We start from the raw sequence: 13,454 nt of genomic DNA on the forward strand, positions 1-13,454 counted from the left end.
ACGCTTATTTCACAACTTCATCTACCTTTTCCTTGCTATCTACAGATAATGCCACAATCACTTCTGTTCTTTGGGCTGCTTCTATGGGCCATACTTCTGCTGAAGCCTGCGAATTTCCTTAATTAAATCCCGTCCGATCGTGGTTTCATATTGTACATAGACCGGTTCCCAAGCACGCCTCCATTCAGCCCTTTCATTCGGATTCAGAGTATAGATCTGTATATGCGATTCCTTCTTTATTTCCTCAAACTGCTTTTCATTGAGTTGAAAGGCCATTTTGTTTCCCCATAACGTTGCCTCCGTCATCGCTTCGCGAAGTGCCGCTTGCAGATCAGGTGAAAGCTTTTGCCAAAAAGATCTATTCATCAATACAGCGTAACCGAGGTAGCCGTGATCACTAAGCGTCATGTACTGCTGGACCTGAAAAAAACGCTTGGAGTATATATTGGAAATGGAGTTTTCTCCCCCGTCCACGGTCCCATTTTCCATCGCTTTGTAGACGTCGTTAAACGGCATTTGCGTTGTTTTTACATCAAACAGACGAAATTCGGCATCGAGTAATTTGCTTCGCATCGTTCGGAAGTGTAGTCCTTTAAAATCGGCCGGATGCACAAGTGGTCCTTTATTGCTCGTAATCTGCTTAAATCCATTGCCCCAATAGGCCATGCCAACCATATTAACCTGTTCAAGCCGGTCAAATAAGATGCGTCCGATTGTACCGTTAAAAGCTTCTTGCACGGCTTCATGGCTCAAAAAAGCATAGGGCAAATCAAGCGCCATCCATCCTGGCTCTAGCACGGACAAATTTGGGAAGGACGGTGCGATCATTTGGATATGACCATCCTGCAAAGCTTTAATCTCATCAATCTCCGTATATAGGACGCTATTCGGGTATACTTCGATCTTGACCCGATCATGCGTCTTTTCTTTGACCAGCCGGGCAAACTCCTGCGCAGCCAGACCTTTAGGTGTATTTTCGGCTACGACATGACTGAATTTAATCACAATTTGCCGATCAAATCCGACCTGTTCGTCATCATAAACAGCGGGACCCGCAAATAGAGTCGGGTAAAAACCGATAAGCCAAGCGGCCGTCAAACCTAATACTACAATAACTACGATTCCTGTTGCCGATCTCATGCTTGTACCTGCTTTCCTGCTCAACGTAAGGAAGCTTTAAAAGTCCGATGAATAAGCTTCGCAGCGCGTCTTCCTCTTCTCTCTCTATTGTATTCATTGGTATACAAAAATCAAATCATTCTGAATATATAAGGCCCGTGCTATATTCTTGCTAAGGCCTTTAAAAACATTTATTGTATGAGAATAGTTAATATGTGATCGAAGGGTGAGTGGACGATGCTGCAGCGTTTGAAAATTAACTGGAAAATCGCATTTCTTTCGTTCGGCATCGTGGTCTTCTCATTGTTAATCGGCGGGACAATTCTGGTTGGCTCGATTATTAGCCTTAAAGAAGACGAGCTGGGGCGACGTCTGCTTGTCACGGCCCGTACAGTTGCACAAATGCCCGAGATAACGAATGGCCTATCTACTCCCCAGCCAAATGCTATGCCCATTCAGGCAGCGGCAGAGCGCATACGGATCATCAACGATGTTACCTACATCGTAGTTATGGAGATGAACCGAAAGCGGCTGACGCATCCGGTCGAGAGCAATATCGGAACCTTTTCCAAGGGAACCGATGAAGGGCCTGCCTTTGCCGAGCATACCTATATTGCGAAGGCAAAAGGAGAGCTGGGCACCGCACTCCGGGCCTTCGTGCCCGTTATGAACGCAGAGCACACACAGGTTGGCGTTGTGCTCGTGGGCCAGCTGCTGCCGAGTGTGGGCCAGGTGCTGTTGGAGCTAAGCGGACAAGCATATCTGATTCTGCTCATTTCCCTGGTGTTCGGTATTTGGGGTTCCTGGCTGCTGGCTCAACATATTAAAAAACAAATGTTCGAGCTGGAGCCACATGAAATCGCTAAGCTTTTAACCGAACGAACGGCAACCTTTCACGCCATGCATGAAGGGGTAATTGCCATCGATAAACATGAACGCATCACCATTTGCAATGATCCAGCCAAACAAATGCTCAACATCCAAGGCGAAGTCATCGGCCGGATGATTCGTGAAGTCGTTCCTGACACCAGGCTTCCGGAAATATTGGTTCTGAACCAGCCTATATATAATAAAGAGCTTCAGATCGGAAACGCCGTTATTATGAGTAATCGTGTGCCGATTACTGTAAAGGGACAAACGGTCGGCGCTGTGGCTATATTCCGGGACCGAACCGAAGTTACCCAAATGGCGGAGGAGTTAACAGGAGTTCGCACTTTTGTTGATGCGTTGCGTGTCCAAAATCACGAATACATGAATAAGCTGCACACCATAGGTGGCCTAATTCAACTCGGCAGTATGGACAAAGCTTTGGATTATATATTCGAGGTTACGGAGCAGCAGGTTGAACTGACACAATATTTGACTCAGCGGATCAATAACGACAGCTTGACAGGCTTGCTGCTGGGCAAAATCAGCCGCGGTAAGGAGCTTGGCATTACGCTCACCATAGATCGCCAGAGTCATCTGGCATATTTTCCAGAACGGATTGATGATCACGATTTCGTCGTACTCATCGGCAATCTGATTGAAAACGCATTTGATGCGCTGGGGACCATCAGAGCTGACAAGCGGATTTTTATCAGCATAGAGCAGGATGATACGGTTCTGTCTATTTTAGTTGAGGATAACGGCTGCGGCATCGACGCCGCTATCCAGGAAAAGATTTTTGAACAAGGGTTCACGACCAAAGGGTCGGGAGGCAGAGGAATTGGCCTTTATTTAATTGCAAGCATCGTTCGTAAAGGAGGCGGCAGTATCGTAGTCGACTCGAAACCGAATGAAGGTACCTCTATCTTTATTTCTTTTCCCATGGTATTGTCTCAGGAAACGACATCAGCGGCTGATAATTCAGGATCTGTACAAACAAGCAAGCACAATAAGTAAAAGGAGGTGCCTATACGATGAGCCAAAGGATCATGAATGTGCTGCTTATTGAGGATGACTTAATGGTGCAGGAAGTCAATCGACAGTTCGTGGAACGCGTGGAGGGATTCCGTATTGCAGGTGTAGCCGGATCAGGTGTGGATGGAATCGAACAGCTTCGTTCACTGCAGCCGGACCTTGTGATCCTTGATATATTCATGCCCCTGCAGGATGGAATCGAGACCCTTGCACAAATTCGTAAGGAGCAGCTGTGCGTGGATGTGATTGTCATCAGTGCTGCCAACGATCAACGAACGATTCAACGCATGCTGCAAAATGGAGCTGTGGACTACATCATCAAACCGTTTAAATTTGAAAGGGTGCAGCAAGCGTTGGAGCATTACCGAGCGATGAAGGAACAATTGGAGGGCGAGACGACTGTATCTCAGAGTGAGCTCGACCATATGCTGTTCGGAGCCACTGGACGTGGCGTCAGCGCTGCCGACCCCATACAGAGCGATGAGACGACTGCCGCTCAGCTTCCAAAGGGACTGCAAGCCGTAACGATGCGGCAGATTGTTCTGTTTTTGAATGACAGACCTCGACCCTTATCCGCTGAAGAGGTCGCTGAGGGTGTGGGGATTGCCCGTGTCACTGCCCGTCGGTATCTCGAATATTTGGAAAAGAGCGGCAGGGTCCATCTGGATCTACAATATGGGTTGGGCCGCCCAGTCAACAAATATATCATATCCGGTGTGAAACGATAGACCGTCAAACCATATACGATTTAAACCAAGAGCAGAAGGATGCCCCACGGGCTGTCCACTGCTCTTTTTTGTGACCAAAAAGACCAAAATCACCAATATGGTCAAATGATTCACAAATCATTTTGTAAGCGATATCATAAAGCCACAACAACAACAGAGGAAGTGATTTCAGCTTATGTCTATACCTTCAGGGGCAACCACAAGCATTATTTTACGGCTAGAGATGAACAAGGAAACTGCCTCCTTTGGCCAGATTGCTACTGCCATCAGCGACGCCGGAGGTGACATTATTGCCATCGATGTCAACCGTTCGGATAAAACAACAACCATCCGTGATATTACAGTCAATGTGTACGATCAAAAACATACAGAGCTCATCGTGCAAGCGGTTGGCGGTGTTGCAGGCGTCAAGGTTGTCCATGTTTCCGATCAAACCTTTCTGCTGCACATCGGTGGCAAGATCGAAATGACTCCTAAGACACCAATTAAAAACCGTGACGATTTGTCCCGCGTCTATACACCAGGCGTAGCTAAAATATGCATGGCCATCCACGAGAAAAAATCCCGTGCCCACTCACTGACGATTAAGCGCAACACGATTGCAGTTGTATCTGACGGTTCTGCTGTACTCGGCTTGGGCAATATTGGACCAGAAGCAGCGATGCCTGTTATGGAAGGTAAAGCCGTCCTGTTTAAACAATTTGCCGGCGTCGACGCATTCCCTATCTGTCTGGATACACAGGATACAGAAGAAATCATCCAGATCGTGAAAGCGATTGCACCTACATTCGGTGGCATTAATCTAGAGGATATCTCATCCCCGCGCTGTTTTGAAATCGAACAGCGTCTGATTGAAGAACTTGATATTCCTGTATTTCACGATGATCAGCATGGCACCGCAGTCGTTCTGCTGGCAGGGCTGCTTAATGCCGTCAAGCTTATAGGCAAACGGTTGGAGGATTGCAAGGTCGTCATCTGCGGCATCGGAGCTGCAGGAACTGCCTGTTCCAAAATGCTGCTGGCGGCCGGTGTTCGAAATATTATCGGTGTTGACCGCGCAGGGGCTATCGTTCATGGTGAGGTTTATGAGAATGACGCTTGGCAGTGGTATGCGGAGCATACCAATCCCGAACGGCTTAGCGGGTCTTTGTCAGAAGTCATCCGCGGGGCGGATGTATTCATTGGTGTATCAGGGCCAGGGGTTCTCAAGGTCGGGGATATACAGCGCATGGCAGCTGATCCCATCATCTTCGCAATGGCGAATCCTACGCCGGAAATTTTACCGGAGGAGGCTGAGCCTTACGTCAGAATTATGGCCACAGGGCGTTCCGACTATCCGAACCAGATCAATAATGTGCTGTGCTTTCCCGGTATTTTCCGAGGAGTGCTGGATTGTCGGGCTTCTCGCGTGACGGAAGAAATGAAGCTGGCGGCGGCGAAAGCGATTGCCTCGGTTGTCACTGATGAGGAACTGAACGAATATTACATTATTCCAAGTGTGTTCAATCAAACCGTCGTCGAGCGAGTTCGTGATGCTGTCATTCAAGCCGCTTATGAAAGCGGTGTAGCTCGCAAAACCGTCCGTCCTGACTCTACAACAACGACCAAACCATATCAACTAACCAATTCATGAACTAACGATCTATATAAGATGAACCAAAGAAGCATACAGCCCAAGCGGAGAAAGCGGACCCTTCTGGAGAAACGAAGTGTTCGCCTTTGCAGACGGATTCTTACCCCTATAGGGCTAAGAATACAAAGAATCTGGCTGCAACAGCGATTGGAAGAAGGGTCTGCTTTCGCAGCGTCTCCCTGCTGTCCGGATATTTGGTTCAACTTATATAGTTAATAAGCAGCAATAAAGTTTCCAATTTTGTACAGGTATACATCCCAAATGAGAAGCGAGGCGATTCCCATGAGAATTAATTTTAAAAATCTAACGGTCCAGGTTTTATTTGCCATCGTAATTGGTATACTAATCGGGCAATTTTTCCCCGCCACAGGCGTTGAATTGAAAGTACTTGGAGATATTTTTGTCAAAATGATAAAAATGGTCATTGCCCCTATCGTATTTTTCACGATCGTCATCGGTTTTGCCAATATGGGCGATATGAAAAAAATAGGCCGCATTGGCGGCAAGGCCTTACTTTACTTTGAGCTTATTACAACCTTCGCGATGGCAATCGGCATCGCAGTGATGTACATGGTTAGCCCAGGATCTGGGATGGATATCAGTAAAGTCGGAAAAAGCGCTGCAGAGGTCGCTAAGTATACGAAGCAGGCTGCGGAAACTCCGCACGGATTTATGGATTTTCTCGTTAGTGTCATTCCGGACAGTGCAGTTGGCGCATTAGTTAAAGGCGAGATGCTTCCTGTATTGTTCTTCGCGGTTCTGTTCGGCTTGTCAATGGCCGGATTAGGTGAAAAAGCGAAGCCAGTAACCGTATTTTTTGAAAAAATGAATGAAATCTTTTTCCGGCTTGTCAGCCTGATCATGCGCTTCTCTCCTATTGCTGCTGGAGGTGCTATGGCTTACACGATCGGTAAATTCGGCCTCGGTTCCCTGTTCTCGTTAGGCAAAATGATGGGTTCGGTTTACATCACCATGTTCCTGTTTATCGTGATCGTTTTGGGGACGATCGCCCGAATCTATGGCTTTAGCTTATTCAATCTATTGAAATTTATTAAAGAGGAAATTTTGCTGGTACTCGGTACCTCCTCTTCTGAATCAGCCCTCCCGCGTTTGATGCAGCGTCTGGAACAATACGGCTGCTCCAAATCGGTAGTTGGTCTTGTTGTTCCAACAGGATACTCCTTCAACCTTGATGGAACTTCCATTTACTTATCCATGGCTGCATTGTTTATTGCACAAGCTTATGGAATCGAACTAACCTGGGTTCAAATTTTGACAGTACTTGGCGTCTTGATGCTGACCTCCAAAGGCGCAGCAGGTGTTACCGGCTCCGGCTTCATTACTTTGGCTGCTACCCTGGCCGCTGTACCGGGTAATGTGATTCCCATTGAAGGTATGGCTCTGCTGCTGGGTGTTGACCGCTTCATGTCGGAAGCCCGCGCGATCACGAATCTGATCGGCAACAGTGTAGCAACGGTTGTTATTGCCAAAAGCGAAAATCAATTTACAAGTCCGAAAGCTGCTGTCCCTTCTCTATCCAAAGACACAGATTATGTACCTGAAGCGAGTTAATTAAGGTAGTAATCCATCCGTCCTTTTTCTTAAAAAGCAGAGCAGCCACTCTATCTTCCTTATAAGAAGAAGGGTGGCTGTTTTCAAAGCACGCTTTTGATATTTTCGATCTACTGTGATTATGATCACATCGACTTCCATATCATCATGTTACTATGGACACATCAACTACTAAGGAGTGATTTCGATGATCTATTCAAAAATTGTTGTTGCCTATGACGGCTCTGAAATTTCCGAAAAAGCTCTGGATTCGGCGATCAAGCTTGCTAAACTGAATCATTTCTCGAACCTGGAAATCATTCATGTCATCCATATTCCCAAATATGTTGTAGGAGAAGCGGTTTACATTCCACCTGTAGAAATCAATACCGATTATTCTGATCATATCGTTGCCCAAATTCAACAATCACTGTTGAACCTCACCAATACACATATTGAAATTCGACAAGGCAGTCCCGCACAAACCATTCTTGATTACGCCGAAGAAGTGAGCGCTGATCTTATTGTTATTGGAAGCAGAGGTCTTAATGCGATTAGTGAGTTTATTCTCGGCAGTGTGAGTCATAACGTCGTGCAGCATGCCAAAATTCCAGTATTGGTTGTTAAATAAGAAGCACTCCAGGGTGCTTCTTATTACTTATTACTTTGACCGAGATGTAAATCCTCTTATTGTTCATCATACTTTGGCGTGTGATTGGGGCTATCGAATCTGCTTCAATAAATCCTCTATTTCTTTGCGCGACATCGATTGCGCACCGGCCATAGTGACCACGGCATCCAACAACAATTCGGACCTGCGGGGATCAATTTCCTGATCATAATACCCAAAATAGTTACTGGGGTCCTTTTCGATAAATTGAACATATTCGTAGATAGAGGGCTTCATATGGTCTGGGGATAGCGGAATCCCCTTAAGAGTTGAGAGCTGGCCGCTGGTCTCGACGAACTTCTTCCTTTCCTCTATGCTCAGCATGTAGGTAAGGACCTCAAAGGCAGCCTGCTGGTTACTGTTTTTGGAAATCGCCCAGCCATTGGAGGAGCCGCCGTAATAAACCGTGGGATCCCCCTTCCCGTTCACCGTTGGAAAGCGGAAATAACCGATATCCGGATGGCTCAGCATTTCCTCGGCAGCCCAATCACCTTGCAGATACATCGCCGCTTCGCCTTTCAAAAACATGCTTTCCGCCGTCTGCCTATCCACTCCGAGAAAACCAGGTACAAACATTTTTTTCTTTATCAATTCACGGAATAACAACGCAGCTTCAATAAAACTGGGATCGGTAAAATCACCCGCTCTTTTAGTCGTGTATTGAAAAGGCGACGACCCTCCCAGTCGATTGGACAAATACGCATACCAATTTAACAAGGGCCATCTATCTTTACCGGAAACCGTAAATGGCGTAATCCCTTTGCTTAACAGACGCTCTGCGTCAGCCATTAATTCGTCCCAAGTGTCTGGAGGCTTAATCCCGTATTGAGCAAATAGACGTTTATTATACCAAAACACAACATGAGTCGTGGTATGAGGCAGCCCGTAAAGCCTTTCATAATAGGTGGCATTTTGCAGCGATTCCGGATAAAACTGCTTCTTGTACGCGGGGTTTTGCTCCATCAGGTCCGTTAAATCAGCTGCAATCTGCGAGTCCACTATATACTTAAACGATTCCCCTGTCCAATAATAAAACAAATCCGGCATTTTCCCCGATATTGTAGCGACTCTAAGCTTTGCTTTATAGGTCTCTCCCTCATAAAAATACGGTACGATCTGTATATGAGGATGTGTCTGATTGAAGGTCTGAATGCTTTCTTTTAGAACCTCCTGCCGTCGATCATTGGTTTCCTGGTTCCAAAACGTAATTTTAACGGGTGCCGTGGGAGCGGGAAGCTCTGCCTGTAGAGTTTCGGGAGCGGACGAAACGCAGCCTTTAATGAAGAGGGCCAGCAGACCAAAGACCACCAGTATGGCTAATCCCAATAACATAAGCTTACGCGTTCTCATCACGGTCGCTCCCGCTCTTCTCATGAATTTTTTTTCTATCGTTGCGGTATTCCTTTGGAGTCAAGTCCTCCGCTTCACGAAATACTTTCACAAAATATTTGGACGAGCTGAATCCCGTATGCTCGGCAATTTCATATATTTTCATATCCGTCCCCAGCAAAAGCTCCTTGGCTTTCGCGAGACGCTGACGGGTAAGGTAGTCACTAAAGGTTTGTCCGGTTTCTTCTTTGAAAAGTACGGATACATAGCTGGCATTCAAGTGGATATGCTCAGCAACGTCCCGAATCCCCAGAGAAGGGTTCGACAGCTCCGTTGAAATAAAAATCAGCGCTTTGCGGATCGAATCGTTGTATACCTGCGGCATAGTAAGAGCAGAATCACTGTGTGATTGTTTCCACAGCTTTCTGGTTTCAAATGCTGCTTCAACAGCTGCAATCAGGCTTTGGTATTCAACGGGCTTTAAGATGTAGTTAACTGCACCCAGTGCCATTGCTTTTCTCGCATATTCGAACTCAGCAAAGCCAGTAAGCAGGATGGAAGTCGTCTCCAACCCCTCATTCTTGAGCCTCTCAAGCAGCTGAATTCCATTTAAACCAGGCATCCGTATATCCGTAATCAACAAATCGACGTGATGAAGTTTTCTGTATTGAAAAGCCTCCAGACCATTTTCAACCGTTTGCAAAACTACCTTTCCCTGTGACCAGGACTGCAGAGCTTTTAAAACACCATTTCGGGTAGGCAGTTCGTCCTCAGCTATAAGAATACATGGTAATTCAGACATGGCGTTCAACTCCGTAAGGAAGATAAAGATCTAATATTGTGCCTCGTTCGGGATTGCTTTGTATATGAATTCCGTATTCTTGACCATAATACAGCTTGATGCGCCGCTGTACATTTAACAGCCCCATACCTGTGGAAGAAGAAGAGGACATCGTGGTATCCGGCTGGTGATGAACTTCCAATCGCTTTGTCAGCGCTGCAAGAGTTTCTTTATCCATGCCTACTCCATCATCCTTCACTTGAATGCCTAACAAAGATTTACCATTCTTCTCAACGTTTCGGATCGATACCAGCAGTGAGGAAGATCCGACCTTCGGCTCAATCCCGTGCTGGATAGCGTTTTCAACGAGTGGTTGAATCAACAGCTTGGGCAGCTTGATATCGTGGGAAAGCGGATCGATATGGAATTGCCAATGCAAGCGTTGTCCGATTCGGTATTTCATAATTTCCATGTAGCGCTGGCAGTGCTCGATTTCAGCATTAAGGCTAACCCAATCATCGTTGCTCCCTGCAATTGTATATCGAAACAGCTTGGATAAGGCAATGACAGTTTGAGCCCCTTCTTCCTCCTGCTTCTCTATTAATGTCCAATATAACGATTCCAGCGTATTAAATAAAAAATGCGGATGGATTTGCGCCTGCAGCATTTTGATTTCAGCCTGATTGTTCAGACGTTCTTTCTCGTATACCGTTTGCACAAGCTGATGAAGCTCTCTGACCAGATTATTATACGAAATGTTCAGCTCATTCATTTCAAAGTTGAAATACACCTCAGCATTTTGCTGTGGCAGGGCAAACACTGGGATACGCATTTTATTTCTGAGCCTGCGGATCGGCTTCGTTATGATACTGGACATCATCCACAGAAGCAGCAGGCACAGCACAGCACCGACAACAAGCGCCCACAACAAAGCCTGCTGTAAAACCAAAAGTCCTTCGGTTATCGTATCCAGAGGGACGAGCATAAGTATAGACCAATTGGTCTCCGTTGATTGACGTATAATTTTCAAGTAATCGGTACCTTGTATTTGAATAATCGAATGTGCTCCTTGCGCAGTCGTACTTGTCAAGGTATCCAGATTTACCGAATCCAGCAATGACGGAGAGCTGGAGGCCACGAGCTGAGAATGCCGATCAAACAAATGCATCGTGCTTCCCTTGACGGTAGGAAATTCAGTGTTAAAAAAATCAAGCAGCGAGTCCGTAATCCGGAAGACAACGTATCCTCCCCTGCCCAAGTAATCGTCCTCCAACCGGATTTGTCTTACGGCAAAAAGGTGTCCGCTTTCCTTGCGCTGCATTTCCGCCCATATCAGCTGGCCTTCTTTGATATTGGCAAAAGTAGCCGTTTCCAAACCGATACGTTCCGAAATATTTTGATTTTCCAGCGGATATAAGGGTTCATCCCCCGCATACAGCTCAATGCCTTGAATCAGCCAGGATAAAGCCATTAAATTATTCAAAATCGGGCGGACCGACAGCTTCTGATCGATCGTAAGAACCTCTCCCGTCTTCGCTTTATATAATAATTGCTGGATTCGGGCATCCGTTACCAACTGCAGACTGAGCGAATCAACCTGAGCAAGAACCGCATCGAGTCGGGCGCTCGCCTGCTTGGCCGTTTCGCCTACATACGATTCCGCATTGCGGATCAACAGATCCGAAATAGAGCGATACACCAGCGCGCCAGCAACGGAAAGCACGACGACCATAACCAGTAGAAAGCCGAGTAAAATTTGCACCCTGGTTCTGTTCAATTGGAGATTTGCTATTATTCTGTACATGCCCTACACATCCTTTGACCCTTAGCAAAAAGAACCATATCCTATATTACACTATAGGTATGGTCCATATGCAACATCTTAAATTGGATAGGTTTGGTCCGCGGTACGTCAGCCTTTTACAGCCCCAGCGGATAAACCTTTGACTACCTTTTCTTGAGCAACAAAATAAGCGATTAGAAGCGGCAAGGAACCGAGTGTAAGTGCAGCCATAATTCCCGGAATATTAACCGAGAATTCACCATAAAAGGCGCGAAGTCCAAGCGGCAGTGTCATCTTGGCTGGTGTAGTTATAAGAATAAGGCCAAATACGAACTCATTCCATATATGAATAAAATTATAAATTCCGATCGTTGCCAAAGCCGGGGACAGCAACGGGAGAATGATTTTCCAAAATAATTGGGACTGGGTCGTTCCGTCCATAATGGCCGCTTCATCCAGCTCTCGGGGAATCTCTCGAATAAACTGCGCCAATATGATGATAGAAATCGGCAGACTAAAGGAGATATAAGGTCCTGCCAGCGCCCATAACGAATCGTACAATCCGATTTCTTTGGTAAGTATATATACCGGAATCAGCGTAGTGTGCACGGGGATCATCATTCCGGCAAGAAATAAATAATAAATCGGGCGGTTGAGCTTGAACCTCATGCGAGAGAGTGGAAAGCTAACCATGGCTGCCAGCAGAATAACAGCAGCTACGCAAAAAATCGAAATCATCAGGCTGTTCAGAAAGTAACGATCTATCCCGAGTTTAAACACAAGACCATAGTTTTCAAGCACAAAGTTGGTCCATAGAGAAGCGGGATTCTGAAAAAAATAAGACTGCGTTTTCAATGAGGTGGCTATCATATAAATAAACGGATAACCCGTAAAAACCAGTAAAATGAGTGCAATAAGATAAAGCCCTGCACGCTTTATCATGAAAAGCATTGTGATCATCCCCTTCTTTATGCTAGGTTATCCCCGATTATTAGGCTGTTTTATCGCGGGATCTGTCGGCCGCCAGGATGATTAGTGCAACCACAAATGCGATGGCAAACATCGTAAATGAAATGGAACTGGCATAACCCATATTGAATTTGGAAAACGCCTGCTTGTACATATACGTGGCCATGAGCTCCGTACTACTGGAGGGTCCGCCTGCCGTCATGACAAAAATTAAATCAAAATATTTTAAAGAACCGATTACGGATAACACCGAGGATGTGATAATTGTCGGCTTAATTAAAGGAAGCGTAATGCTCCAAAACTTTTTCCAACCGCTGCATCCATCGATTTCAGCAGCTTCATAAATTTCATCGGGTATTCCCGAAATGGCTGCACGGAATAAAATCATATAAAACGGAGTAAACTGCCAGCAGATCGTCACGATTACCGCAATAAAGGCGGTTTTCGGATCACCAAGCCAGCCATTCTGCCATGAGCTAAGCCCGACAACCTCCAGCAGCTTGTTGACAATACCAAACATCGGATCGTAGATGAACGTCCACAAAATTCCGACTGCCACGGTAGACATCAGCAATGGCAGGAAGTATACAGTACGAAATACACGCATGCCTCTAAGCGGTGCGAATAAGATAAGCGCCATGATGAGCCCAAGTGGAATTTGTGTGACCACGGAAGCGATAACCAGCAGCATATTATTAGAAATCGTCATCCAAAAGACTTTATCCGCCAACAATGTCCCGTAATTAGTAAAAGCTATAAATGTTTTTTCAGCTTGAATACCGTTCCAATTAAACAAGCTATAATAGAAGGTGGCAAAGATCGGATAAACTACATAGACCAGATAGATGAGCAGCGTCGGACCGATAAACCTTAGCAAAAACAGACTGGTTCGAATTTTATTTTGCCGACGTATATGCTCAGCCGAAGTAGCGCTGCTCCCTGTCGGAGTCGCTAGTGGATTACTATTGTTCATTGGAAGCTCCTTTCTC

Annotated in this window: 11 protein-coding genes; 5 read left to right on the forward strand and 6 right to left on the reverse strand. The window is 45.9% G+C overall.

All coding sequences use genetic code 11. The annotated features are described in order from the left end of the window. Nucleotides 1-81 precede the first annotated feature (81 nt). A complete protein-coding gene (locus BM210_RS06570; RefSeq protein WP_091165829.1) occupies nt 82-1,140 on the reverse strand; it encodes a DctP family TRAP transporter solute-binding subunit in 1,059 nt (352 codons plus the stop codon). A 216-nt stretch (nt 1,141-1,356) separates the two neighbouring features. On the opposite strand from BM210_RS06570, the gene BM210_RS06575 reads away from it, so the two are divergent. From BM210_RS06575 to BM210_RS06595, 5 genes are all read left to right on the forward strand, one after another. After that, on the forward strand, nt 1,357-3,003 hold the full coding sequence (locus tag BM210_RS06575; RefSeq protein WP_091165831.1) for an ATP-binding protein: 1,647 nt from the start codon (nt 1,357-1,359) through the stop codon (nt 3,001-3,003). A gap of 17 nt (nt 3,004-3,020) precedes the next feature. Next, nucleotides 3,021-3,749, forward strand: coding sequence for a response regulator (locus BM210_RS06580; RefSeq protein ID WP_091165833.1), 729 nt, complete (start codon nt 3,021-3,023; stop codon nt 3,747-3,749). A 175-nt stretch (nt 3,750-3,924) separates the two neighbouring features. After that, entirely contained in the window at nt 3,925-5,382 is a 1,458-nt protein-coding gene (locus BM210_RS06585) for an NAD-dependent malic enzyme (protein WP_091165835.1), read from the forward strand. A 282-nt stretch (nt 5,383-5,664) separates the two neighbouring features. Beyond that, the gene (locus BM210_RS06590) at nt 5,665-6,954 is read left to right on the forward strand and encodes a dicarboxylate/amino acid:cation symporter (RefSeq protein ID WP_091166165.1); all 1,290 of its coding nucleotides are present in this window, start codon (nt 5,665-5,667) and stop codon (nt 6,952-6,954) included. A gap of 187 nt (nt 6,955-7,141) precedes the next feature. Continuing rightward, a complete protein-coding gene (locus BM210_RS06595; protein ID WP_091165837.1) occupies nt 7,142-7,564 on the forward strand; it encodes a universal stress protein in 423 nt (140 codons plus the stop codon). A 90-nt stretch (nt 7,565-7,654) separates the two neighbouring features. Here BM210_RS06595 and BM210_RS06600 read toward each other — a convergent pair whose 3' ends face one another. The 5 genes from BM210_RS06600 to BM210_RS06620 form a co-directional block, all read right to left on the reverse strand. Beyond that, nucleotides 7,655-8,953, reverse strand: a complete 1,299-nt coding sequence (locus tag BM210_RS06600; protein WP_177237666.1) for an ABC transporter substrate-binding protein — start codon at nt 8,951-8,953, stop codon at nt 7,655-7,657. Next, nucleotides 8,940-9,734 (reverse strand): response regulator transcription factor, encoded by a 795-nt coding sequence (locus BM210_RS06605; protein ID WP_091165843.1) that lies wholly within the window; start codon nt 9,732-9,734, stop codon nt 8,940-8,942. The genes BM210_RS06600 and BM210_RS06605 overlap by 14 nt, the downstream gene beginning before the upstream one ends. Next, entirely contained in the window at nt 9,727-11,517 is a 1,791-nt protein-coding gene (locus tag BM210_RS06610) for a cache domain-containing sensor histidine kinase (protein ID WP_091165845.1), read from the reverse strand. The genes BM210_RS06605 and BM210_RS06610 overlap by 8 nt, the downstream gene beginning before the upstream one ends. A gap of 108 nt (nt 11,518-11,625) precedes the next feature. After that, a complete protein-coding gene (locus BM210_RS06615; protein WP_091165847.1) occupies nt 11,626-12,447 on the reverse strand; it encodes a carbohydrate ABC transporter permease in 822 nt (273 codons plus the stop codon). Between the two features lie 40 nt (nt 12,448-12,487). Next, entirely contained in the window at nt 12,488-13,438 is a 951-nt protein-coding gene (locus BM210_RS06620) for a carbohydrate ABC transporter permease (protein ID WP_091165850.1), read from the reverse strand. Between the last annotated feature and the right edge of the window lie 16 nt (nt 13,439-13,454).

It is taken from the genome of Paenibacillus sp. 1_12, from assembly GCF_900114475.1.
GTDB lineage: Bacteria > Bacillota > Bacilli > Paenibacillales > NBRC-103111 > Paenibacillus_S.